This is a genomic window from Chelatococcus sp. CO-6, from assembly GCF_001271345.1.
GTDB lineage: Bacteria > Pseudomonadota > Alphaproteobacteria > Rhizobiales > Beijerinckiaceae > Chelatococcus_A > Chelatococcus_A caeni.
Genome location: NZ_CP012398.1, coordinates 961,290 through 986,006, shown reverse-complemented (window position 1 = coordinate 986,006; position 24,717 = coordinate 961,290). Strand labels below are relative to the sequence as shown.

The window sequence follows — 24,717 nt, the reverse complement described above, 5'->3', positions numbered from 1 at the left end:
CCGGCCCAGGGACTGCCAAGAGGCCGCCTGCCATGGGGCTGCCCGCGCGGCGCCGCCGCGGGGTAGAAGGAGGAAACGATGAAGGTTCTTATCAAGGCGGCGCTGGCCGCCGGCCTGGCGCTGTCCGCAGCGCCGTCTTTCGCTCAGGATGCCGTCAGGATCGGCGCGCTCTATCCGTTCTCCGGCGGCCTTGCCCTGCTCGGCGACGAGAGCTTCCGCGGCCTCGAGCTCGCCATCGAGGAGCGCAACGCCGCCGGCGGCCTCAACGGCCGCAAGATCGAGATGGTGCGGGGCGACGCCGTCGATCCCAACCAGGCGGTGGGCGAGGCGCGGCGCCTCACCTCCGTCGACAAGGTGTCGGTGATCTTCGGCACCTATTCCTCGTCGCTGTCGCTTGCCGCGACCCAGGTCGCCGAACTTGCCGGCGTGCCTTACTTCGAGCTCGGCGCCATTTCCGATCCGATCACCGAGCGCGGCTTCAAGAACGTCTACCGCACCAATCCGACGGCGCGCATCTTCGCCAACCGCATGGTCGATGCGGTGGCCGAGGCGGTGGCGCCGGCGCTCGGCACCGACGCCAAGAGCCTCAAGGTGGCGATCATCCACGAGGATTCGCTCTATGGCCAGACGGTCGCCGGCTACCAGCAGGCGCGCGCCAAGGAGGTGGGGCTCAACCTCGTCGAGACGCTGCCCTATTCGGCGAAGTCGGTGGACCTGACGCCGGTCATCCTGCGCCTCAAGTCGGCCGGGGCCGACGTCGTGCTGCAGACCTCCTACCAGAACGACACGGTGCTCTTCTTCCGCCAGATGAAGGAGCAGGGCTTCAAGCCCAAGGCCGTGATGGGCGCGGGCGGCGGCTATTCCCTGCGCGACACCATGCAGGCGGTGGGCCCCGAGAACATGGAAGGAGCGCTCAACGTCGACTTCACCCAATACCGCACCAATCCCAAGGCCGCTCCCGGCATCGGGGAATTCGTGAAGAAGTACGAGGCGAAGTACGGCACGGCGCCGCGCTCCGGCCACAGCCTCGCCAATTACATGGGCGCCAAGGTGCTGCTCGACGCCATGGCCGCCGCCAAGGACCTGACGGCCCCGGCCATCCGCGAGGCGGTGATGGCGGTCGACGTCGCCGAGGGCACGACGGCGACCGGCTGGGGCGCCAAGTTCGACGAGGCCGGCCAGAACGAGCGCGCCACGCCCTTCCTGATGCAGTGGCAGGGCGGCGAGCTCGTCACGGTCTTCCCGGCCGATGCCGCGGTCGCCGAGATGAAGACCGGCATCGGCGCCGAGTAGCGCGCCCGCCCGAGCCGGGGCGCGCTCGCCGCGTCCCGGTCAGCAACGAAGAACAATGTTTCGCGGTCGGGAGGCCTCGCGATGGACGTGCTTGTCCAGCTCATCCTCAACGGCATCATGCTCGGCAGCATGTACGCCATCATCAGCGTCGGGCTGACGCTGATCTTCGGCATCGTCAGGGTCGTCAACTTCGCCCACGGCGAATTCCTGATGGTCGGGATGTATGCGGTCTATCTTCTGTCGCTGCATCTCGGGCTGCACCCTTACGTCTCCGCGGTGCCGATGGTGCTCATGCTGTTCGCCGTGGGGGCGCTGGTGCAGCGCTTCATCATCCAGCCGCTTCTCGGGGCCGACGAGCACATCCAGATCTTCGCCACGGTCGGCCTCTCCACCGCGCTGATCAATCTCGCGCTCCTCGTCTTCGGCGCCGATCTCTATTCGGTGCAGGCGCCCGGCGTGCGCCAGCCGCTGTCGATCGGCGGCTACACCGTGCTCTATGCCCAGGTCGTGATGCTCGTGAGCGCGCTCGTGCTCGTCGCCGGCCTGCATCTCTTCATGCAGAGGACGCCGCTCGGCCGCGCCATCCGCGCCACGGCCCAGAACCGCAACGCGGCCCAGCTCATGGGCGTCCGGGTCGACCGCATCTACGTCATCGCCTTCGGCCTCGGAGCCGCCTGCGTCGGCCTTGCGAGCGCGCTCATCTCGCCGCTCTTCCCGGTGACGCCGACCATCGGCACCTATTTCGTGCTTACCGCCTTCGTCGTCGTCGTGCTCGGCGGCATGCGCAGCATGTACGGCGCCTTTCTCGGCGCCATGATCATCGGCATCGTCGACAGCCTGTCCGGCTACTACATCGCGCCCGACCTCAAGGAGGTCGTCTATTTCGCGATCTTCATCCTCATCCTCATCTTCAAGCCGACCGGCCTGTTCGGCTTCGGCCGCGGCACGGAGTGAGCCCATGACCGTGAGAGTCTCGTTGAGCGAAGCTCCCCCCGCCGGCCGTCTCGCCGCGCTCATGGCCTGGCTCGGCAACCCGCGCGTCTACACGTCGCTCGCGGCCCTGTCGCTCATCCTCGTCATTCCGATCGTCGTCGATTCGCCCTTCATCGTGCACGTCTTCGTCACGATCTGCGTCTTCGCCGGCCTGTCGACGGCCTGGAACATCGTCGGCGGCTATGCCGGGCAATTGTCGCTCGGCCACATGGTGTTCTACGGCATCGGCGCCTATACGACGGCGCTGCTCATCCAGCACTTCGGGCTGACGCCGTGGCTCGGCATGTGGGTGGGCGCCGCCGTCTCCGTCGCCGTCTCGGTCTTCATCGGCTATCCGTGCTTTCGCCTGCGCGGGCCGTTCTTCGCGCTCGCGACCATCGCCTTCCTCGAAGTGGTGCGCCTGCTCGCGATCCATTTCCACGGCTTCACCGGCGGGTCGGCCGGGCTCATCGTGCCGCTCAAGCTCGGCTGGGCGTGGATGATCTTCCAGGACAAGATCAACTATCTCTACATCGCCTTCGGCCTGCTGCTCCTGACGCTCGCCGTCTCCTACGCCATCCGCACGTCGCGCCTCGGCTACTACCTCACCGCCGTGCGCGAGCGCGAGGAGGCAGCCTCGGCGGCCGGCATCTCCAACACGGGTGCCAAGCTCAAGGCCGTGATGATCTCGGCGGGGCTGACGAGCCTCTTCGGCTCCTTCCACGCCATGTATCTCACCTTCCTCGAGCCGGAGACGATGTTCTCGCTGGCGAATTCCGTGTCGATCGCCATGTTCGCGCTCATCGGCGGGCTCGGCACGGTGGCGGGGCCGCTCCTCGGCACCGTTCTCGTCGTGCCGATCGCGGAGCTCGCGCGCGGCTGGCTCGGCGCTTCCGCCAACGGCCTGCACGGTTTCGTCTACGGCGTCGTGCTGGTGCTCATCACGCTGACGCTGCCGGGCGGCCTCGCCGGCACCTTCGGGCCGCGCGTCACGGCGCTCATCGACAGGCTGCCGGGCCGGCGCGTGCCGCCCGACAGGGAGGCGCCGGCCCTGCGCCGCATCGAGGGTACGCCCGGCGAGCCGGTGCTCGAGACGCGCGACCTCGTCATGAAATTCGGCGGCCTCACGGCGACCGACCATGTGTCGATCACGCTCAGGCGCGGCGAGATCCTCGGCATCATCGGGCCGAACGGCGCCGGCAAGACGACGGTGTTCAACCAGATCTCCGGCTTCCTGAAGCCGACCGCTGGCACGGTCGTCGTCTATGACGCCGAAGGCCGGCCGGTGACGCCGGCGCGGGCGGACGAATATGCCCGCCTCGGCGTTGGCCGCACGTTCCAGATCGTGCAGCCCTTCGGCAAGCTGACGGTGATCGAGAACATCATGATCGGCGCCTTCATGCGCCACACGTCGGTGGACGACGCACGCGCCGCGGCCCTGCGCATCGCGCGGCTCGTCGGCCTCCTCCACGTGAAGGATGTCGAGGCGCGCAACTTGCCCATCGGCGACCTGAAGCGCCTCGAGGTCGCCCGCACCCTCGCCACCGAGCCGTCGATCCTGCTGCTCGACGAGGTCATGGCGGGCCAGAACCAGACCGACACCCAGAAGATGGTGGAGCTCATCCGCACCATCCGGGACACGGGCGTCACGGTCATCGCCATCGAGCACAACATGCAGGCCATCATGAGCCTGTCGGACCGCATCGTCGTCATCGATTCCGGCAAGGTCATCGCGGAGGGCGATCCCCAGGAGGTGGTGCGCAACCGCCGCGTCATCGAGGCCTATCTCGGAGAGGACTTCGTCGATGCTCAAGGTCTCTAACATCACCGCCGGCTACGGGCGCACCGTCATCCTTCAGGATGTGTCGATCGAGGTTGGGCGCGGCGAGGTCGTCACCATCATCGGCGCCAACGGCGCGGGCAAGACGACGCTGCTGCGCGCCATCTCGGGGCTCGTGAAGCCGAGCGCCGGCCGCATCACGTTCGACGGCACCGACATCGCCGGCATGGCGCCGGCCGACATCGTGGGCCGCGGCCTCGTCCAGGTGCCGGAGGCGCGCCAGCTCTTCCCGGTGATGAGCGTGCGCGACAACGTGCTCATGGGCGCCTACCATCCCGCCGCGCGGGCCGGAGCGGACAGGCGCTTCGCCGAGGTGCTCGACCTCTTCCCCCGCATCGGCGAGCGGCTCGACCAGCTCGCCGGCTCCCTGTCGGGCGGCGAGCAGCAGATGGTCGCCATCGCCCGCGGGCTGATGGCCAATCCCAAGCTGCTGATGCTGGACGAGCCGTCCCTCGGCCTCGCGCCGATCATCGTGCAGCAGATGTTCGGCATCGTCGACCGCATCTGCGAGATGGGCACGACCGTGCTCCTCGTCGAGCAGAAGGCCTTTCACGCGCTCAAGATCGCCCATCGCGCCTATGTCATCGAGAACGGCCGCATCGCCATCGAGAACACGGGCGCCGGGCTGCTCGCCGATCCGCACATCAAGACCGCCTATCTCGGCATCTGACAGCCGCGGGAACCCAAGATGAACATCACCGGAACCACCCGGGTCTGGGGCATCCTTGCCGACCCGATCCACCACGTGAAGACGCCGCAGGCGCTCAACCCCATCATGGCGGCGCGCGGTGTCGACGGCGTCATGGTGCCGATGCATGTCGGCGCGGGCGAGCTCGCCGCGGTGGTCGGCGCCATGCGGCATGTGCGCAACCTCGGCGGCTTCATCGTCACCGTGCCGCACAAGACGGCTGTCGTCGCGCTGTGCGACGAAGCCTCCGAGACCGCCCGGCGCGTCGGGGCCGCCAATTGCGTGCGTCGCGAACAGGATGGCCGGCTCGTCGCCGACATGCTCGACGGCAAGGGCTTCGTCGCCGGCCTCAAGCGCGAGGGCATCGATCCGAAGGGGATGGGCGTTCTCCTCGCCGGTGCCGGCGGCGCGGCGAATGCCATCGCCTTCGCGCTCGCCGAGGCGGGCGTGAAGCGCCTCGCCATCGCCAATCGCACCAAGGCGAAGTCCGATGATCTGGCCGCACGCCTCAGCAAGGCCTTCCCCGCGCTGCCCGTCACGACGGAGCCGGGCGGCGTCGGCGGCTACGACCTCGTCGTGAACGCGACCTCGCTGGGGTTGCGCGAGGGGGATCCGCTGCCGGTCGATGCTACGGGGCTGACGAGCGGCCAGACGGTGGCGGAGGTCATCATGCAGCCGGCGGAGACGGCGCTCATGGCCGCGGCCCGGGCGCGCGGCTGCCGCGTCCATCCCGGCAAGCCGATGCTCGAATGCCAGCTCGACCTGATGGCCGATTTCCTGGGGATGCGCGCATGAGCACGGATCGCTCGCAGGATCTTGCCGGCCGCGTCGCGCTCGTCACCGGCGGCGGCTCCGGCATCGGGCTCGCCATGGTGCGGCTGCTTGCGGCGCGCGGCGCGCGCGTGGCGGTGCTCGACCGCGATGCGGAGGTGGCCGGGGCCCTGCCCGCGGGCGTCGCGCTCCACACGGCCAGCGTCGAGGATCCGGACGCCGTGGCGCGGGCCTATGATGCGGTCGAGCAGGCGTTCGGTCCGCTCGACATCGTCATCGCCAATGCGGGCGTGTCGCAGAACGGCCCGACGCTGGAGCTCGACCTCGCCGGCTGGCGGCGGGTGATGAGCGTCAATCTCGACGGCGTCTTCGTCACGGCGCACGAGGCGGGCCGGCGCATGGTGCCGCGCGGGCGCGGCGTCATCCTTCTTGTCTCCTCCATGTATGGCGTGGTCGCGGCGCCCGAGCGCCTCGGCTACTGCGTGTCGAAGGCGGGCGTCGCCATGATGGCCAAGGCGCTCGCCATCGAGTGGGCGCGCCACGGCGTGCGAGTCAACGCCATCGCCCCGGGCTACGTACGCACGCCCTTCCTGGAGGAGCTGATCGCGCGCGGCCGGCTCGACCCCGCGGCCATGGAGGGTCGTACGCCCATCGGCCGCCTCATCCGCCCGGACGAGATCGCCCAACTCGCCGCCTTCCTGGCATCGGACGAAGCCTCCGCCATCACCGGCCAGGTCGCAGGCGCCGACGGCGGCTGGACCGCCTACGGGTACATCTAGGGGCTGCCATGATGCAGACAAAGCCCACAGCCGGGGCACCGGTGGAGTGCCGCCCTCAACGGCGGAGCGCCGCCATCCCCCTCTCCCCGCTTTGCGGTGGGGAGGGCCGGGGTGGGGGGCGGTGCCGCATGCCGGCGAGCCCGAGGATCTCAGCGGGGGCAAGGGATCGCATCGCAGCCGCGCACGCCAGCCCCCCACCCCTCGCCCCTCTCCGCCACTTCGCGGGGGGAGGGGACGCTCTGCGCTCTCTTCCGCGCGCCGAGCCCATCGCCGACAAGCTTTAGGAGCCGTCCGTGGTCACCCGCACGACATTGTCCGCAGCAGCGCCCTGGACGGCGCTCGCCACCGGCCCGGAGGACTGGGATGCGGCCGATCCGGCTCTCCTCGGGAAGATGCTGGCGCAGATGCATCTCATTCGCGCCTTCGAGGAGGAGGTGCTGGTGCTCGCGGGCGAAGGGCTGGTGCACGGGCCGGCGCACTCCTCCATCGGCCAGGAGGGCGGGGCGGTCGGCTCCATCGTCGGCCTGCGGCCGAGTGACCAGATCAACGGCTCGCATCGCGGGCATCACCAGTTCCTCGCCAAGGCGCTCGCCTATGCGGCGCCGGGGCTCGATCCGACAGGCGCCTTCCCCGACGCGGTCGACGGGGTTCTCTACCGTACGCTCGCGGAAATCCTCGGGCTCGAACCCGGCTTCGGCCACGGGCGCGGGGGCTCGATGCACCTGCGCTGGGCCGAGGCCGGGGCGCTCGGCACCAATGCCATCGTCGGGGGCGGGGTGCCGCTGGCGGCCGGCGCCGCCATGGCCCACAAGCTCGCCGGCACCGGCGACATCGCCGTCACCTGCTTCGGCGACGGGGCCATGAACATCGGCGCGACGCTGGAGACCATGAATCTCGCCGCCGCCTGGTCGCTGCCGCTCCTCTTCTTCGTCGAGAACAATTTCTATGCCGTCGCCACCCGCGTCGACGAGGTGACGCGCGAGGCGCGCCTCTCCGCCCGCGCGCCGGGCTTCGGCATTCCCGCCTGGCGCGTCGACGGCATGGACCCGCTCGCCGTTCATCTCGCCACCGAGGAGGCGGCGGCGCTGCTGCGCGCGGGACGCGGCCCGGCGCTCATCGAGGTCGAGGTCTACCGCTATTTCCACCAGAACGGCCCCTTCCCGGGCTCGGCCTTCGGCTATCGGCCGAAGGAGGAGGAGGCGGCGTGGCGCGCGCGCGATCCACTCAAGCGCACCGCCGACGAGATGATCCGCCGCAAGCTCATCGACGAAGCGGCCGTTGCCGATCTCAGGGACCGTTGCGAGGCGCTGATGCGGGACATCGCCGGGCGCCTCGTCGAGCCCGAGGCCAACCGCCGGCGCATCCGCCCCGGCCTGTGGCCGGACAAGGCCTTCGTCGACGTCGGCATCCGCGCGCCCCTGCCGGCCCATCCGCCCGGGCGTCGCAGCGAGGAGGAGGCGCGTGGCCTCGCCATGGCCGAGCGCCGCTTCGTCGATGCCATCGCGGACCTGCTCAACCGCCGCTTCGCCACCGATCCCTCGCTCGTCCTCATGGGCGAGGACGTGCATCGCCTCAAGGGCGGCACAAACGGGGCGACGCGTGGCCTCGCCGATGCCCATCCCGGCCGCGTGCTCGGCACGCCGATCAGCGAGGGCGCCTTCACCGGCCTTGCCGGCGGGCTCGCCATCGATGGGCGCTACCGGCCGATCGTCGAGTTCATGTATCCCGACTTCATGTGGGTCGCGGCCGACCAGGTGTTCAACCAGATCGGCAAGGCGCGCCACATGTTCGGGGACGACACCGACGTGCCGCTCGTCCTGCGCACCAAGATCGCGATGGGCACCGGCTACGGGTCCCAGCATTCGCTCGATCCCGCCGGCGTCTTCGCCACCGCGCCCGGCTGGCGCATCGTGGCGCCGGCGACGCCCTTCGACTACGTGGGGCTGATGAACGCGGCGCTCGCCTGCCGCGACCCGGTCCTCGTCATCGAGCACGTCGATCTCTACCAGATGACGGGCGAGGTGCCGGCGGACGATCTCGACTATCTCGTCCCCTTCGGCCGGGCACGGATCGTGCGGCACGGCACCGAGATGACCGTCCTCACCTATTCCGCCATGGTTCACCGCACGCTGGAGACGGTGGACGCGCTCGGCCTCGACGCGGAGGTCATCGACCTGCGCACGCTCGACCGCTTGAGCCTCGACTGGGAGACGATCGGCGACAGCATCCGCCGCACGCACAATGTCCTCATCGTCGAGCAGGGTGCGCGCGGCACGTCCTACGGCGGCATGCTCGCCGACGAGATCCAGCGCCGCTATCTCGACTGGCTGGATCAGCCGGTGCAGCGGGTACACGGGCGCGAAGCCTCGCCGACCATCTCCAAGGTGCTGGAGCGCGCCGCCTTCGCCGGGCCGGCCGAGATCGCCGCAGGCCTTGCGCGGACGATGGCCGAGAAGGGCAGGCCGCTCGATGCGGCGGCGCTGGAGGCGCTGGCGTGACGGCGGGCAGGACAGGTATGCGCCGGCCGGTGAAGCGATGAGCACGGACAGCATGGAGACCTTCGATTTCATCATCGTGGGCGGCGGCAATGCCGGCTGCGTCCTCGCCGATCGGCTGAGTGCCGGGGGGCGGCACAGCGTGCTCCTCCTCGAGGCCGGCGGGCGTGACAGCGGCTTCTGGATCCCGATCCCGGCCGGGTTCAGCAAGCTGCTCGTCAATGACGTCTACAACTGGCGCTTCGCCACCGAACCCGAGGACAGCGTCAAGGGCCGCTCCATCGCCATCCCGCGCGGCAAGGGGCTCGGCGGCTCGACGCTCATCAACGGCATGATCTACGTGCGCGGCCAGCCGCAGGACTACGACACCTGGGCGCAGATGGGCTGCACCGGCTGGGGCTTCGACGACGTCCTGCCCTATTTCCGCAGGCTGGAGGCCTTCGACGGTGCGGGGGACGAGACCCGCGGCCGCGATGGGCCGCTCGCCGTCACGACGGTGGCCGAGCGGCCGGTGTTGGCCGAGGCCTTCATCAAGGCGGCGGGCGAAGCCGGCTTTCCACGCAACAGCGATTACAACGGCCGCGACCAGGAGGGCTTCGGCTATTACCAGGTCAACCAGCGGAACGGCCGGCGGGTCAGTGCGGCCGATGCCTATCTGCGCCCGGCCCGCGGCCGGCCGAACCTGGCCGTTCGCACCCATGCGCATGTCCTGCGCGTCGATTTCGACGGCCGCCGCGCCGCGGGCGTCACCTATCGCAGCGGCGGCCGCGACGTCAGCGTCAAGGCGCGCGGCGAGGTCATCCTCGCCGCGGGCGCCATGCAGACGCCGCAGCTGCTCGAGCTCTCGGGCGTCGGCGATCCGGCGGTGCTCGCCGCGCTCGGCCTGCCGGTGCGGCACGCGCTCGCCGGGGTCGGCGCGAACTACATGGACCACTTCTGCACGCGCATGAACTGGCGCGTGAAGCAGAAGGTGACGCTTAACGAGGCGACGCGCGGCTACCGCCTCGCGCTTGCCGTCGCGCAATATTTCCTGACGCGAAAGGGCATCCTGACGCTCGGCACCGGCCTTGCGCACGGCTTCGTCAGGACGCGGCCGGAGCTTGCGGGGCCGGACATCCAGTATTTCTTCATGCACGCGAGCTATGCCAATGCCGCCGAGCGCAAGCTCGACCGCGAGCCGGGCATGACCATCGGCGTCACGCAGCTGCGGCCGGAATCGCGCGGCAGCATCCACGCCCGTTCGCCGGATCCGCTCGCCCCGCCCGTGATCCGGCCGAATTTCCTCGCCACGCAGGAAGACCGCGACTGCATGGTGGAGGGCATGCGCATCGCGCGCCGCATCGTCGAGCAGCCGGCCATGGACGCCTTCCGCGCCCACGAGATGAGCCCGGGCCCCGACTGCCGCAGCTATGACGACTGGCTCGAATTCGCGCGCAGCAACGGCCAGACCATCTATCACGCCTGTGGCACCTGCCGCATGGGTGCGGACGAGAAGGCGGTCGTCGATCCGCGCCTCAGGGTGCGCGGGCTTGAGGGGCTGCGCGTCGTCGATGCTTCCATCATGCCGACCATCGTCTCCGCCAACACCCAGGCGGCGGTCTTCATGATCGCCGAGAAGGCTGCGGACCTCATCCTCGCCGACGCGGCGCAGCGTTAGCGCCACCTGCGGCGTGGGGCTGGCGCGTCCGGCAACCCACCGGAAATACGGGCGAAACGCGGGTCGACGAGGGTGCCCCGATCGCGGCGACACGAGGTCGCCGCCGGAACCGGGTGGCACAGATGAAAAGCGGGCAACAGGACACGGACACAAGCGCGCGCAACCTTCTCGCGGGCGTTCATCTCATCATCGGCGGCCTTGCCGCCCTTGAGGTGGCAGTGCCGCTCACTGCGGCGCTGCGGGCCGGGCAATGGGATCATCCGGGCCTCGTCACCCCGATCATCACCTACGTCTATCTGCCCGTCCTCGGTCTCTACGCAGGCCCCAGCCTTCTCGGCGGGGCCGGGGTTCTCCTCGGCCACCGCTGGGCCGCCCGGGCGCTGCGGTTCGCGGCCGTGATCCAGTTCCTCATCCTGCCGCTCGGACCCTTCGTCGCCGTCCTCACCTTTACGCTCCTGCGCCAGCGCGACGGGAGCGGGCCCGAACGGCAGGGCGCAGGCCGGCCACGGCGGCCTCTCGGGATAGGGAGAACGGCCCTTGTGCTCACCGCGATGGCGCTTTCGGCCATGGTCCTGGCCCTCAGGCTGTCCTTTGCGACCTTCCTCGTCACGCTGGTCTTCCCGCAGGCCGTCGCCATCTTGCTCGCCGGCGGCCTCGTGCTCGCCCGGTCCTTCCGCATGGGTCAAGCGGGATCGGCGTGATCCAAGGCGGGAACAAGTCCGCGTCAGCGGACCTGCGCCTGCCAGAGGCTCGGCCAATCCTCGGACAGGATGCCCCGGCAGCTCGGCATCGCCTTCAGGTGAACGAGACGGAAGCGCTTGCCGTCCCAGACCCAGCGCGCGAGGGATCCGCAATCACCCATGCCGCGGCTCTTCGTGTAGCCGGTCAGCGTCATGTCGGCCGGCGAGAAGAAGCCGTTGACGAGCTCCGCGCCGTTGAGCCGCTCTTCGAGGGGGGTAGGGACTTCCAGCTCGATCTGCTCGACAGGGCCGTCGTCCCGGCCGACGAGGAGCGTGTTGCCGAAATTGTAGGCGCCTTCCGAGCAGCGCAGACCCCACAGGTTGAGATCGGGCGTGAGCCGCTCGGCGAAATCGACCAAAGCCTTCAGGTTCACGCCGGGAACGCCTAGCCCGGCCTGGCGCGCGTCCTCGCAGAGGTGATCACGAAGGACTTCCGGCAGCGCCGCGGGCGGCGCATCCGCCGGCGTTCGTGCGGCGATGATCTCGGGCACGGCTGGCGCCTCGGGAACCGCACTCGCCGGCCGGCCGCCAGGCGACGCGAGGGCGGTGACGGTGCCGTCGCGGCGCTGGATCCGGTCCATGCCGGACAGGGCCTTCATGGCGCCTTCAAGATCCACGACGAAGGTCGCGGGCGCATCCGGTGCGGTCGGGATGGTCAAGAGCACCCGGTCGGCCTTGCGCAGTCCCGCCAGAACATGCCCGTGGTCCTGCGCCGGAAGAGTCGCGTGACCGCTCGCGTCGTCATCCTGGGACACGGCGAGTGGTCCCGGCAGGCCGGGCGTCTGCCCTTCGAAAGCCAGACCGACCGGCCGTTCATCCGGGTCATTGTCGTCGAGCAGCCCGCCGACCGACAGGACGACCGGCGCGTCCGGCCCTGCCTCCCGCGAAATCCGCAGGAAGACGGCCCGGTCCCGCTGCGGGCGTGTGGCTCCGAGGACGGTGCAGGCGTTCAGGTTGCTGCAGGCGAGCATCCAGTCGCCGTGAGTTTCGAAGACCTGCGCCAGGGCCGGCTGAGCCGACAGGCCGAGGCAGAGCGCGAAGGAGAGAACGGGGAAGCGCATGGACGGCGGTACCCTGGGTTCGAGGTGCTCGATGCACTGTCAGCACGCGGCCTGCGGGGCAGCGCCACTGCACGATCGGGGGGCTCGGTTTCACGCCGATATCGGGAATTGTTTCGTCGGTGCCGGATCATGGCCGGGACGAAACAGAGCTGAACGAGAGCGGAAACGCGGAGCTGTCATTGAGGGGGAATGAGCAAGCATTCACCCGTCGCCGCGCATGCCGAGCGGTTCGCTCGCCACCTGCGGCGTCATGAGAGCCTCATCTGGGCCGGGCGCAGCAGCACGTGCGCCAGCTTCCGGGCTTATGCGAGGATGTGGGTGGTCACGCTGCCCGCCGCCCTCGTCACCTATCCCTTGGCGCAGTCCGGCGGCATCGCCGCGATGCCGTTCCTCGTCTTCACGGCGCTGACGGTCTGCGCGGTACCGGCTGCCCTCATCGCCGGGCGGACGTTCTATGCGCTCACGCAGCGCCGGGCGCTCTTCGTCATCGACGGCTTCGGCCTGTCGGCCTTCACGTCGATCGATCTCTGTCACGGGCTCAGGCCATGGATCGTGCCGGAGAGCTGCGGCACCGCCACGCTCTTCCTGTCGCGCAGGGCCGGCAATCACCGGCGCGACCGCTTCGTGGACGCGGACGGCAACATCGGCTTCCGCCGCATCGCGGATGCCGATGCGGTCGCGTTCCTCGTGCGCGAGCTCTCGGGGGCTCGCTCGGATGGATGACATGCGCCTGAAGCAGCCAATCCCAAGGCCTCGACCACCTCAGCAGGAGCACACCATGTCCATCACCAGACAGGCTCTCCGCAGCCTTTTCACAGGAGCTTTTCTCATGTCGCTTGCCGTCCCCGTCCAGGCCGAGGATGCCGTCACGCTGTTCAGGATCGTCACGGTGAAGGATGAGATCGTCGTCGGCGTCACCGACCGGGATATGGACGACGTCCAGGGGCGGGACGTATCCGCCGTCGGTCGCGCGCTTGCCGCGCGGGGCGAACTGACCCTCTGGCAGTTCGCCGTGCGCAAGGGCCCGGACGGCGAGCTCGAGCAGGCGCCGCTGCGGCGCATCAGCATCCTCAACCACGCCAGCCTGCGGGTCGAGCCCTATGCGAGCCCGCTGCGGGTCGTGCCGGTGTCCGAGTGAGGGGCCTTCATGCGCACGGCAACTCCCCTTCTGCTCGCTTTCGTTGTGCCGGCCCTCCCGGCGGCGGCCGAGGCGGGGCCGCCCGGCTGGTTCGCCGAGGCTGCCGCCAGCATCCCCGACGGCTGGGTTCCCGGGCGGATCTACCGCGTCGTGGATGACGGTCGGAAGGTCTTCATCGCCGTCTTCCCGGCCGGTGCGGATCATCCGGCGACGCCGGGCAACGCCTTCGATGCGGGCCAGGTGCTCGAGGTTACGCTGAAGCGGGAGGGCGAGGCCGATGTCATCGTCTCCGCGAGCCTCCACGCGCGTTCGCCGGAAGACCGCTTGCGGACCGGGAACGAGGATCATCACGCCGGCATCCTTCAGCGGCTCTATGCACGGGCCGAGGCCGAGCCGGGCGTCGTGCCCTGCCAGATCCGGGGATGGGCGGCATCGGACGCCGGCACCGGCACGCCCGTGCGCGGCGCGCCCGATGACGGGGCCGGCATCGTGGGCCGTCTGGGGCCGCCCGTCTGGCAAGGCCTGTCGGAGGCTGCCGGCATCGAGGGGCTGCGGGCGGAGTTCGACATCACGGGCTATGTCGACGGTTGGTTCCGGATCGAGAACGCGACCCCGCCCGGTGCGGCCTATGGCGAGCCGTTGCCGCCGAACCATCCGCCGACCTATGGGGGTGTCGGCTGGCTGCGCGCGACGGAAGTCCACGCAGGCTATGCCAATACGCAGATGCCTGTTCCCCGCCTCCTGCAATATCCGCACGTCGATGCGGCCGATTATCAGCCCGCAGAGGGCGCGCGAGGGCACGACGGCCATCTCGACGGTGACGGCACGCTCATGCGCCTGCATGCGTGCTCTGCCAACTGGGCGCTGACCACGGCCCGCGATTTCCAGCGCGGCTGGTGGCGCGGCACATGTTCCAATCAGGTGACGCTCTGCAACTGAGGCGACGGCGCCCATGTTCGTCTGGCGCCCAGAATCCTGTCGTCTCCTGCACAGACGGTCGCCGCTTCGACGCTTATCAGGAAACGTTCCATTTCCCGGAGGCCGACGGAAGGCATGACGACACAGGTTCTTTCAGAGGCCCCTCAAGGGTATCGGATCATCGTCGTGGACGACGAAGCCGGGGTGCGCGAGACCGTGTCCGAATTTCTCGCCTCCCAGGGCTTCGCCGTGCGCGCCGCCGGCGATGGCCGCGGGCTCGACCAGTTGCTCGGCGAGGCGGCGGCGGACCTCCTGCTCGTCGACGTCAACATGCCGGGGGAGGACGGGTTCTCCATCGCCCGGCGGGTGCGCGCCACGACGCAGATCCCGATCATCATGCTGACCGCGGCCGGCGATATCGTCGACCGGGTGGTCGGGCTCGAGCTGGGGGCGGACGACTACGTCACCAAGCCCTTCGACCTGCGCGAACTGAAGGCCCGCATCCGCGCGGTGCTGCGCCGCCATGGTTCTGCCGGGGGCGGCTTGCCGGAGCCGGCCGGCGCGCAGGCGTCCCTGGTGCGGTTCGGGACGGTCCTGCTCGACCTCGACGCCCATTGCCTCGTACGCGCCGACGGAGCGCGCGAGATGTTGACGGCGATGGAATTCGACCTGATGCACGTCTTCCTGAAAAACCCGAACCGGGTGCTGACGCGCGACCGGCTGCTCGATCTCGCCCACCATCGCGACAACGAGCCGTTCGACCGCAGCATCGACGTGCGCGTGACGCGGCTGCGACGCAAGGTCGAGGCGGACCCGGCCAATCCCAAGGTCATCAAGACGGTGCGCGGCGTGGGCTACATGTTCTCGCCGGGCGGCAGCCGGTGAGGGACACGGTCTCCACCGGCTGATGCGAGGGCAGCGACGCCGGGCGTGCCGTCTGCCGACACCGGGCCCGGTCGGTCAGGCGACGGCGGGCGCTCGCGACCGCACGGCTGCTTCGCGCATGATGGTGCTGACGAGGTCGTAGGCCTCGGTCCAGGCTTTCCGCAGCTCCGGCGTGAAGCGGGCGCCGAAGCTCAGGGCGAGCGTCTCGATGAGCGCGGTGCCGACGGTCGTATAGTGGCTGTCCCTGACGCCGTAGTCGAGATGGCGGATCGCGAGGCTCTCCAGCGTCGGGACGACCGTTGCCGGCTTGCGCAGGCCGCCGACGACGAAGCCGAGCGCCGCCATGAGCTTCTGCCCCTGGGCCTTCATGTCGGCCCCGCCGAAGAGGCTGCGCAGCGACGGGTCGTTGGCGAAGAGGCGCTCATAGAAGAGGGCGGCCGCCGGTTCCCTGATGGCGGCGACTTCGGCGAAGCTCGTTTCCAGCAGATGGATGGTTTCGTCGTTCATGGATGCATCCCGCAAGGCACAATTGAATGCCAGCATCCTGGAGGAGGCGTGTTTCCGCCGTCGTACGTCAGTGTTTCAGGCGGTGAGATCGGCCAGAAACACGCGGATGTCGGCCGGCACGAACGGCTTTTCGAGAACCGGGCTGCCGGAGCGGGCGAGGAAGCGCCCGGCGCTTGGCCCGAGCGCGTCGCCGGTGATGAAGCCGATGCGCTGCCCGAGGGCCGGGCAATGTTCGAGCAGCCAGTCGTACAGATTGGGGCCGTCCCCGTCTGGCATGCGGATGTCGCACAGGATGGCACTGAAGCGCTCGGCCCCATGCGCAAGCACGGCCTTGGCCTCGCGGCCGGAATGGGCGAGCACCGGCGTATAGCCGAGGGCCTCGACGATCTCGCCGAGGAGCGCGGCTATCTCCGTCTCGTCGTCCACGATCAGCACCTGCCCGCCTCCGGCCGCGTGGGGCGCGGGGCGGTCCTCCGCTGCGGCGGGCCCGGGTCCCGTAGCCTTGACCGGCAAGCGCAGGGTGAAAGCCGCGCCGCCGCCGGCGGGCCGCTCGAGCTCCAGCGTCCCGCCATGGGCCTCGATGAGACCGCGCGAGACCGCGAGGCCGATGCCGGTGCCCGATCCCTGCGGCTTCGTGGTGAAGAACGGGTCGAAGATGCGTGACGCGATCGCCTGCGGCACGCCCGGGCCATTGTCGGCCACCGTGAGCCGCACCGTTCCCGTCTCCGGAACGGCCGATATGCGGATGCGCCTGTCGCCGTCCTTCTCCTCGAGCGCATGCTGGGCATTGACGATGAGATTGAGCAGCACCTGGTGGATCTGCCCGGCATCGAGCATCAGGAGCGGCAGGCGTGCAGGCATGTCCCTGTCCACGGTGACGCCCGCGGCGCGCAGATTATAGGCCAGCAGCTCGACGGCCTCGTCGATCACTGCGGCAAGATCCGCCGGGCGACGCTCCGCCTCGCGCTGGCGGGCCATGGCGAGAAAGCTGCGTACGATCCTGGCGCAGCGGTCGGCGGCGGCGCCGATGCGGTCGCAGCGCTCGATCAGCCGCTCGTCGCCGATCCGGATGGCCTGGTCGCGCAGCATCAGCGTCTGGCCGGTGACGATGGAGAGCGGGTTGTTCAGCTCATGGGCGACACCGGCCAGCAGCGAGCCGAGAGCGGCGAGCTTCTCCTTCTGGTGAAGGGCGCCGCGCTGGCGCTGGATCTCCTCCTCGGCGGCCTTCGCCGCCCTGAGGTCGCGGACATGGGCGGCGAAGATCCGTTCCTCGCCGTCGCTGATGTCGGTGACCGCCAGCTCGACCGGGATGCGCTCGCCACCGGCGAGCATTGCCGACAGCTCCAGCCTGCGCCCCAGCACGCGGGCGTCGCCCGTCGCCAGGTAGGCGGCAAGGCCCGCCCTGTGGGCCGCGCGGTATTCCGGCGGGACGATGAGGTCGGCCACGGGGCGGCCGATCGCCTCGCCGCGCCCATAGCCGAAGATGGCCTGTGCGGCCGGGTTGAAGTCGACGACCGTTCCGTTCGCGTCCATCACCACGATGCCGTCGAGGGCGGAGCGGACGATGGCGGCGTGGCGGGCCTCGGCCGCTTCGTGGGCGGCAATGCGGCCGGCAAGCTCCTGCTCGCGCAGCTTGAGGTCAGTCAGATCGCGCGCGATGGCGAGGAAGCCCTCGACGGGCCCTTCGGGCATCGGGCGGTACGGCGTCACGCTTTCCTGCACGTAGCGCCGGCCGAGGGAGCCGTAGTCGGCCCAGCCCTCCCAGCGCAGGGGCTCCCCGGCGAGGAGGCGCGGGATCACCGGCGCATAGGAGGCATAGACGTCCGGATCGAGGATATCGGAGACGTGGGCCCCGATCACCTCGGCTTCGCTGCGGCCGACGAAGTCCAGGAACTCCTGGTTCACAAGGCGATAATGCCCTTGCGTGTCGACCAGGACGGCACGGCCGGGAATGCCCTGAAACAGAGCGGAAAACAGCGCCCGGTGCCCCTCGGCGATGAGGCTCAGGTCCCCGCCGACGGTTTCGGGTGCGATTTCGTTGATGTCGAGGGGCAAAGGCTTGTCGGGGTCCGGCATCCCTCGCTCGTCCCAGGCTGCAGAAGCGGAACAACTGTCGATACACTTATCTGCCGCTGATTTCAGCAACGTTTCGGCGGTGTTTCAGCTTGATCGTCTGCGGGAAATGTGGCGGGCTCACTCTCAGGCAGTGTTCTTCAAATGGGGGGGTGGGCATTGTCTGTAAGGGAAGATGCGGGTGCCGCGGACACGTCACAGGCGCCATTGCTGAAGCTGTCGTCGCGCGACATCACAGGGCCGGACAAGGCGGCGGCCCTGCGCGAGTTCTACGGCCGGGAGCTGATGCGCCTCGACGTCATCGCCCAGGACACGGGCGGCCCGACGTATTTCGATGCGCGGATCGCGAATCTCTCCTGGGCCACCTGGGCGGCCTGCGATGGTTCGGCATTCGCGGGCGTCCGCACCAAGCCGCTGCTCGAGGACGGCTGCGACGACCTGTTCTTCGCGGTGACCACTGCTGGGCTGCAGGTGGAGGTGGGGCAGGATGCGTTCGCCGTGCAGCCGGGAGGCGCCCTCCTCCTGTCCAAGGCGCGGGCCTATCGCTATCTCAACAACGGCCCGGATAAGACGGCCTGCATCCTCGTCCCGCGTGCGCGGATGGCGATGCTGCTCCCGCATCTGGGGGAGGCGCCCCACATGCATTTTGCGCCGGGGACCGCCGGGCTCGACCTCGTCTTCGGCTATGCCTCGCTCGTCGCCACGAGTGGCTCCGCGACGCCGGAACTGAGGGAGAAGGCTGCTGCCCACCTCCTCGAGCTGATGGCTTCGATCATCGACCCCGGCCGCGAGGCGGGCGGCGCGAGCGACCCGGAGCGTCTCGCCGAGGCGCGGTTCGAGGCGATCAAGCGCAGCATTCGCAGCAATCTCCTGCTGCCGGGGCTCAGCCTGGAGCGCATCGCGCAGCTGCACGGCATCACGCCGCGCTACGTCCAGCGACTGTTCGAGCGCTCGGGGGACAGCTTCTCGGATTTCGTGCGCCGGGAACGGCTCGCCCAGGCGTGGCTGACGCTGACGGATCCGCGACAGGCGGGCCGGCGCATCCTGTCGGTTGCGCTCGAATGCGGCTTCAACGACATCACCACCTTCAACCGCGCCTTCCGCCGCACCTTCGGCGTCACGCCGCGCGAGGCGCGGGAGAACCGCCTCAGGCAAGATCGCTGACGATGGCCGGGAGGGCGATAGCGAGCCCGAGGGTCCACAGGCACCAGATGCCGACGACGATGCGGTCCGTCACGGCCCGGTTCACGAGGCTCGTGGCCGGGGCGAGGATGCCCGCCCGGATGGCGAGGGCGACGAAGCCCCGCACCATCAGCGGCATGAGGCTGTAGGCGAGGACGAGCATGCCGAGGCCGAAGGCGGCGACGGCCGCGGTGCGCAGCGCAGGCGACGGATCGGCACCGAGATGCGGGGCGAGGGCGCCGAGGGCTTCGAGGGCGAGAAAGGAGGTTCCGGCTGCGATGGCGAAGAAGCCGTTGCACGGCAGGAACGGTCGCATTGCGCTCATCGTGGCTCGTCTCCCTGTCCGACTGCCGGGTAGGCCCTGACGTCCTGCACCAGCAGGGCTGTATGCGGCTCGTCCCCTGCCCATTGCACAAAGGTGTCCGTCGAGGCGTGGCGGGTGCCGTCGCTGGTCACGAAAATTGTCCATTCGCCCCGTGCCGCGTCCAGGAAGACGCGTGACCACGGCCCGCGGCCGTGGTTGGCGATGCGGAAGAGCGTCAGAAAGCGTCCGTCGGGCGAGAAGCCCACGGCCCGGTCCTCTTCCAGCCCATAGCGGGCGGCGTCGCCCGCCTCGGCCCCGGCAGGCGCGACGAGCTCGCCCGACGAGGCGCGGACATGGATCTGCCGCCAGACGATACCGTCGCGCGGCAGGCATTCCGGGCCGCTCAGCACAACTACGGCGGCGCCATGCCCGACGAGCCGTTCAGGGGGAGGATCGCAGAGGTCTGCCGCCGACGCCGGCGAGGCGCTGAGCGGCAGACCGAACAGGCCAAGACCGAGAAGTCCTTTCATCCACGTCTCTCCGGTCGTTTCCCATTCCTTGCCGCTTTCCGGTTTCCGCCCTGTTTCCGCACGCGAAACGCGAGGGACATGGGCCTGAAATCCTCTTCGGCCAAGTACGGCAGGACAGCGAAATCAGCCGAGGTGCCGCGGTGCAGAAGACACTCATGAAACCTTCCATTCCCCTCCTTGCGGCGATCGCGACAGGGGTGGTGTTCAGCGCCGCTGCCGCCATCGGCATCGTGACGCTGCTGAGAGGGGAGGCACCGGCCGGGAGCGGGCTTGGCCTCGATCCCTTCCGTGCCGCGGTGGGCGAGGTGCGGGAGGCCTATTGCCGCTATGCGCTCGCGCAGCTCGTGCCAGGCGCCGGCTCCCCTCGCCTCGTGAACATGCGGGAGAGGGGCGAGCCCCCGGTGGTCGTCCTGACCTTCGACGCCGGCACGCAGCGCAGTATTTCCTGCGAATTCGTGCCGCCAGACCTGATCGCGGGCCACACGCGGCTGGCGGTTATCACCCTCGATGCCGAGCCGGTGTCGGTGGAGCGCCTCGACGGCGTCAACGTCGCGCTCGCTCACGAGGAGCGGCTGTTCAGGCGCTAGGGCCGCCCGGTCCGAGGGCCGGGATGTTGCCTTCGTGCAACGATTCCCACCGATCCGTTCGCAGTTCGCCTCACGCCTATTTCCGTGTCGCGCAACGCCGGGACAGGCGCCGGGGCATCGCTACCTTCCGGGCTGGATGGGCAGGTCTGCCGGATCATCAAACAATAATTCGCAGCAAGAGGGCGCGATGGTTTCTCGCAACGCCAGAGGCAACAACGGTTCCTGTCCAAACGGGGGCATCGCTCCCATTGCCCGCAAACGGCTCTCGTCGACATCCGCGCTGACGCTCGCCATGACGATGCTGCCGGGCCTCGCCGCCGCGGCGGACTGGACGGGTGCCGTCTCGAACGACTGGGCGACGGCGGGGAACTGGGACACCAACACGGTGCCGACGGCGGGGGTCGACGTCATCATCAACAATACAGGGCCGGCACCTGCGATCAACGGAACGAATGAGCAGGGGCGGGTGGTGGTGGTGGGCAGCACCGTTGACGGAGCGGCGTTGCAGATTTTCAACGCCGGCACGCTCGCGAGCGCGGGTGCCGAGATTGGCCTCAATAACTCCGGTTCGGTTTCCGTTTTCGGCGCAGGCTCCGCCTGGACGCTGAACGGCAATATGAACGTCGGCTTCCTGGGCACCGGCACGCTCAATATCCAGGACGGGGCGACCGTCACGAACAACAACGCCCTTCTTGGCTATCATGCTTTTGGCGTCGGCACTGCTGCAGTCGGCACAGGGGCGTCCTGGGCGAGTACGGGCAACTTAATGGTCGGCCAAGGGGGCGTGGGCGTTTTGAACATCTTCACCGGTGGGACGGTGTCCGCCGGAGCTTTCGGCTTGGGGTGGGGTGCCGGCTCCGCCGGGTTCGCGACGGTCGACGGCGCTGGCAGCACGTTGACTTCCGTCGGCGATCTATATGTTGGGTTTGGCGGCACCGGCGGGCTGACGGTGACGAACGGCGGCGCCGTCACGAGCGGCGGCGGCGCTGCGCTGGGTATCAGCGCTGATGCGAAGGGAAGCGTCACCGTCGATGGCGCCAGTTCCACCTGGACCGCAACATCCCACGTCACTGTCGGCGTCCTTGGCACCGGCACGCTCACCATTTCCAATGGCGGCGTGGTGACGAGCATGGGAGAAAGCCATGTTGGCAACGGTATCGGCGGCTTCGGAACCGTTACCATCGACGGTGCGGGCTCCAGCTGGGACAATAACGGCGATCTCACCATCGGCGGGTTCGGGACGGGCACGGTCAACATCTCGGCCGGCGGCGCCCTGAGCAATGCGGAGGGGCACATCGGCTGGGAGGCCGGGAGCAGCGGCAGCGTGACCGTGTCCGGGGCCGGCTCCAGCTGGACGAACACGTCCTTCCTCCATGTCGGCGGCGCCGGCACGGGCGTGCTGAACATTGCCGACGGTGGCGTCGTCACCAGCGGCGAGGCAAGCATCGGTTATCTCCTCGGCGGCTCCGGCGCCGTCACGCTCACGAACGGCGGCCAGTGGAATCTCACCGGAAACTTGTTCATCGGCGACGAAGGCACGGGGACCCTTGCCATCCGGAGCGGCAGCGTCGTCGCCAATGGCGAAGGTTTCATCGGCTATGCGGGGGGCGACGGCGCCGTCATCGTCGACGGTGCCGGCTCGCGCTGGGAGAATGCGGGGCTGTCGGTCGGGGCCAGTGGTATTGGCGAACTGCGCGTTTCGAACGGCGGCAAAGTCAGCGCGACGGGTGGGGCCGAGGTCGGCAGCGATGTTGGATCGAAGGGGCTCGCCGTCGCCACGGGCACCGGCTCCGCGCTCACGGTATCCGGCGGGCTTGTCGTCGGCCAGTTCGGCGAGGGGGCACTCGCGGTCGCGGACGGCGGCGCCGTGAATGCCGCGGGTCTGACGGTCGCCGGGGAGGTGGGCTCGCGGGGCGAAGTCGTCGTCACCGGCGGCGGCTCGTCCATCATCGACAGCGTCGGCACGGTCGTCGGCCGGCTAGGCGAGGGCCGGTTCGTGGTTGCCGACGGCGGATCCTTCGCAAGCACGCATCTGACGATCGGCGGTCAGGCAGACGGGGTTGGGACCGTCGTCGTCACCGGCAGCGGCTCCTCCTTCACCGATGGTGTCGGCACGGTCGTCGGCCGCGAAGGCGAGGGCCGGCTCGTGGTCACGGACGGCGGGTCCTTCGCAAGCATGGACATGCGGGTTGGTTTCGAGACGGACGGGGTCGGGACTGTCCTCATCTCCGGCAGCAGCGCCGGTGTGCTCGCCAGCACCCTGACGGTGGGCGCCAAGGGCGCAGGCACGGTGACCGTGGTCAACGGCGGTGGCCTGCTGACCGGTGCGACGTCGATCCTCGGCGAGGACATCGACTCGACCGGCACGGTCACGCTTCGGGGCGCCAACACGATCTGGCGTTATTTCGGAGAGGTGACCCTGGGACGCGCCGGCACGGGGATGCTGACGCTCGCGGACGGTGCGGTGCTGATGGAGGATTCGATCTTCGGCAACGTCAGCCTGCATCTGGCGCAGATGGCGGGGTCGACGGGAACACTCAACATCGGCGCGGGCCTCGGTGAGCAGGCAGCCGGTGCTGGGACCCTGCAGTTCGGCGGCCTCGACTTCGGCGCCGGGACCGGTGTCGTCAACTTCAATCACACGGAACTCGACTACACGTTCATCCCCTCGCTGAACGGCAATGGCACGGTCAATCACGTCGCCGGCGTCACCAAGCTCGCAGCCGATTCCTCGGGCTTCACCGGCGTCGTCAACGTCACCGGCGGACGCCTCTACGTGAACAACCTGCTCGGCGGCGACGTGCTGGTGACGGGAGGGGTGCTCGGCGGTTCCGGCATGCTCGGCGCTGCGATCATCAACGCCGGCGGCACCGTCGCGCCGGGCAATTCCATCGGCACGCTCACCGTCGCGGACATCACCTTCAACCCGGGCTCCATCTACGAGGTGGAGGTCGATGGAGCCGGCAACAGCGACCTCATCGTTGCGACCGGCACGGCCACCCTCAACGGCGGCACGGTCAATGTCGTGCCCTTTCCCGATTATGCGTTCGGCACGACCTACACGATCCTGACGGCGAACACCCTCAATGGCGCTTTCGACACGGCCGTGTTCAACGGCGGCTCGCTCTTCGTCACGCCGACGCTCTTCCAGGACGCGAACAACGTCTATATCTCTCTGGCGAAGAACGCCTTCACCAGCGCGGCCTGGACCCCCAATCAGCAGGCGGCCGCGGGCGCGGCGGACAGCCTCGGCGCCGGCAACGCCGCCTATGACGCGATCCTTCAGCTGACCGATGGAACCGTTGCCCGCGCCGCCTTTGACGCGCTCTCGGGCGAGATCCACGCGTCGGCACGCACGGCGCTGATTGAGGACAGCCGCTTTGCGCGCGAGGCGGCGATCGGCCGGCTGCGCAGCGCCTTCGGCAATGCGGGCGCTGGCGCCGTGGCGGAGCGGCCGCTGGCGGAGACCTTCGCCCTGTGGGGCCAGGGCTTCGGCGCGTGGGGCTCCTGGGATGGCGACGGCAATGCCGACAAGCTCGAGCGCAGCATCGGCGGCTTCTTCCTCGGTGGGGACGCAGAGGTTGCGGACAACATCCGCCTCGGCGTGATGGGCGGCTACAGCCGGATGAGCTTCGACGTCGACGGCCGCATGTCATCCGGCTCAGCCGATACCTATACCCTCGGCGCCTATGGCGGCGGCCAATGGGGCGCGCTGGCGCTGCGGGCGGGCGCGGCCCTCGGCTGGCACGACATCGACGTCAGGCGGCAGGTTCTCTTCACCGGCTTCGCGGACAATCTCTCCGCCTCCTATGACGCGCGCACGGTCCAGGCATTCGGCGAGCTCGGCTACGGCATCGCCGCCGGTGCGGTCCGGTTCGAGCCCTTCGCGGGCCTCGCCTACGTGAACCTGCATACGGACAGCTTCGCCGAAAGGGGCGGGGCTGCCGCGTTGGCGGCGAACGGGCGCACGAGCGCGGCCACCTTCGCGACCCTCGGCGTGCGGGCGGAGACGTCCGTCAGTCTCGGCGGACGGGACGCCACGCTGCGCGGCACGATCGGCTACCGCCATGCCTTCGGCGACGTGCCCACCTCGCGGCTGTTCTTCCTCGCCGGCGGGAATCCCTTCACCGTCGCCGGCGTGCCGATCGCCCGCAATGCCCTCGTGCTCGACGCCGGCCTCGATGTCGCGCTCGCCGCCAACGCCACGCTCGGCCTCGCCTATGGCGGCCAGTTCGGCTCGGGGGCCAGCGACCAGAGCCTGAAGGCGAACATCAGCGTGAAATTCTGATGCCATCCG

At 69.3% G+C, this 24,717-nt stretch carries 21 protein-coding genes; 16 read left to right on the top strand and 5 right to left on the bottom strand.

Going from position 1 to position 24,717, the window contains the following annotated elements; translation table 11 throughout:
• Nucleotides 1-78 precede the first annotated feature (78 nt).
• The 9 genes from AL346_RS04720 to AL346_RS04680 all read left to right on the top strand — a co-directional run bounded on the left by AL346_RS04720 (nt 79) and on the right by AL346_RS04680 (nt 11,196).
• A complete protein-coding gene (locus AL346_RS04720; RefSeq protein ID WP_019401795.1) occupies nt 79-1,293 on the top strand; it encodes an ABC transporter substrate-binding protein in 1,215 nt (404 codons plus the stop codon).
• Between the two features lie 81 nt (nt 1,294-1,374).
• On the top strand, nt 1,375-2,247 hold the full coding sequence (locus tag AL346_RS04715) for a branched-chain amino acid ABC transporter permease (RefSeq protein WP_053193324.1): 873 nt from the start codon (nt 1,375-1,377) through the stop codon (nt 2,245-2,247).
• Nucleotides 2,248-2,269: 22 nt separating this feature from the next.
• Complete coding sequence (locus tag AL346_RS04710) at nt 2,270-4,087, top strand: ATP-binding cassette domain-containing protein (protein ID WP_245303221.1); 1,818 nt, start codon at nt 2,270-2,272, stop codon at nt 4,085-4,087.
• The gene (locus AL346_RS04705; protein ID WP_019401792.1) at nt 4,071-4,775 is read left to right on the top strand and encodes an ABC transporter ATP-binding protein; all 705 of its coding nucleotides are present in this window, start codon (nt 4,071-4,073) and stop codon (nt 4,773-4,775) included. Before AL346_RS04710 ends, AL346_RS04705 begins: the two co-directional genes overlap by 17 nt.
• Nucleotides 4,776-4,793: 18 nt before the next feature.
• Nucleotides 4,794-5,588, top strand: a complete 795-nt coding sequence (locus AL346_RS04700) for a shikimate dehydrogenase (protein ID WP_019401791.1) — start codon at nt 4,794-4,796, stop codon at nt 5,586-5,588.
• Complete coding sequence (locus AL346_RS04695) at nt 5,585-6,343, top strand: SDR family NAD(P)-dependent oxidoreductase (RefSeq protein ID WP_019401790.1); 759 nt, start codon at nt 5,585-5,587, stop codon at nt 6,341-6,343. The genes AL346_RS04700 and AL346_RS04695 overlap by 4 nt, the downstream gene beginning before the upstream one ends.
• A 293-nt stretch (nt 6,344-6,636) precedes the next feature.
• Nucleotides 6,637-8,841, top strand: a complete 2,205-nt coding sequence (locus tag AL346_RS04690; RefSeq protein WP_040404137.1) for a thiamine pyrophosphate-dependent enzyme — start codon at nt 6,637-6,639, stop codon at nt 8,839-8,841.
• Nucleotides 8,842-8,878: 37 nt separating this feature from the next.
• Nucleotides 8,879-10,495, top strand: a complete 1,617-nt coding sequence (locus AL346_RS04685) for a GMC family oxidoreductase (protein WP_026015073.1) — start codon at nt 8,879-8,881, stop codon at nt 10,493-10,495.
• Between the two features lie 122 nt (nt 10,496-10,617).
• Complete coding sequence (locus tag AL346_RS04680; protein ID WP_019401787.1) at nt 10,618-11,196, top strand: hypothetical protein; 579 nt, start codon at nt 10,618-10,620, stop codon at nt 11,194-11,196.
• 23 nt (nt 11,197-11,219) lie between these two features.
• Here the strand turns inward: AL346_RS04680 and AL346_RS04675 are convergent, their stop codons facing one another.
• Nucleotides 11,220-12,296 (bottom strand): DUF1176 domain-containing protein, encoded by a 1,077-nt coding sequence (locus AL346_RS04675; protein ID WP_019401786.1) that lies wholly within the window; start codon nt 12,294-12,296, stop codon nt 11,220-11,222.
• Nucleotides 12,297-12,485: 189 nt separating this feature from the next.
• Between AL346_RS04675 and AL346_RS04670 the strand changes: the two genes are divergently transcribed.
• The 4 genes from AL346_RS04670 (at nt 12,486) to AL346_RS04655 (ending at nt 15,237) form a co-directional block, all read left to right on the top strand.
• Nucleotides 12,486-13,019, top strand: coding sequence for a hypothetical protein (locus tag AL346_RS04670; protein WP_019401785.1), 534 nt, complete (start codon nt 12,486-12,488; stop codon nt 13,017-13,019).
• 106 nt (nt 13,020-13,125) lie between these two features.
• Nucleotides 13,126-13,434 (top strand): hypothetical protein, encoded by a 309-nt coding sequence (locus AL346_RS04665; protein WP_019401784.1) that lies wholly within the window; start codon nt 13,126-13,128, stop codon nt 13,432-13,434.
• A gap of 9 nt (nt 13,435-13,443) precedes the next feature.
• The gene (locus tag AL346_RS04660) at nt 13,444-14,373 is read left to right on the top strand and encodes a hypothetical protein (RefSeq protein ID WP_019401783.1); all 930 of its coding nucleotides are present in this window, start codon (nt 13,444-13,446) and stop codon (nt 14,371-14,373) included.
• A 114-nt stretch (nt 14,374-14,487) separates the two neighbouring features.
• Nucleotides 14,488-15,237: a response regulator gene (locus AL346_RS04655; RefSeq protein ID WP_050996538.1), complete on the top strand. Its 750-nt coding sequence runs from the start codon at nt 14,488-14,490 to the stop codon at nt 15,235-15,237.
• A gap of 75 nt (nt 15,238-15,312) precedes the next feature.
• On the opposite strand, the gene AL346_RS04650 is transcribed toward AL346_RS04655, so the two are convergent.
• Nucleotides 15,313-15,744: a globin family protein gene (locus AL346_RS04650; protein WP_019401781.1), complete on the bottom strand. Its 432-nt coding sequence runs from the start codon at nt 15,742-15,744 to the stop codon at nt 15,313-15,315.
• A gap of 75 nt (nt 15,745-15,819) precedes the next feature.
• Complete coding sequence (locus tag AL346_RS04645) at nt 15,820-17,820, bottom strand: PAS domain S-box protein (protein WP_019401780.1); 2,001 nt, start codon at nt 17,818-17,820, stop codon at nt 15,820-15,822.
• 204 nt (nt 17,821-18,024) lie between these two features.
• Here AL346_RS04645 and AL346_RS04640 point away from each other — a divergent pair, with 204 nt between their 5' ends.
• A complete protein-coding gene (locus tag AL346_RS04640; protein WP_019401779.1) occupies nt 18,025-18,981 on the top strand; it encodes an AraC family transcriptional regulator in 957 nt (318 codons plus the stop codon).
• Here AL346_RS04640 and AL346_RS04635 read toward each other — a convergent pair.
• Both AL346_RS04635 and AL346_RS04630 read right to left on the bottom strand, forming a co-directional pair.
• Nucleotides 18,965-19,324 carry a hypothetical protein gene (locus AL346_RS04635; RefSeq protein ID WP_156332683.1) on the bottom strand — a complete coding sequence of 120 codons (360 nt, stop codon included), beginning with the start codon at nt 19,322-19,324 and terminating at the stop codon, nt 18,965-18,967. The genes AL346_RS04640 and AL346_RS04635 overlap by 17 nt on opposite strands.
• Complete coding sequence (locus tag AL346_RS04630; protein ID WP_019401777.1) at nt 19,321-19,833, bottom strand: hypothetical protein; 513 nt, start codon at nt 19,831-19,833, stop codon at nt 19,321-19,323. Before AL346_RS04630 ends, AL346_RS04635 begins: the two co-directional genes overlap by 4 nt.
• Before the next feature lie 155 nt (nt 19,834-19,988).
• Between AL346_RS04630 and AL346_RS04625 the strand changes: the two genes are divergently transcribed.
• A complete protein-coding gene (locus AL346_RS04625) occupies nt 19,989-20,420 on the top strand; it encodes a hypothetical protein (protein WP_019401776.1) in 432 nt (143 codons plus the stop codon).
• Between the two features lie 187 nt (nt 20,421-20,607).
• Nucleotides 20,608-24,708 carry an autotransporter domain-containing protein gene (locus AL346_RS04620; protein ID WP_210168024.1) on the top strand — a complete coding sequence of 1,367 codons (4,101 nt, stop codon included), beginning with the start codon at nt 20,608-20,610 and terminating at the stop codon, nt 24,706-24,708.
• The last annotated feature ends 9 nt before the right edge of the window (nt 24,709-24,717 follow it).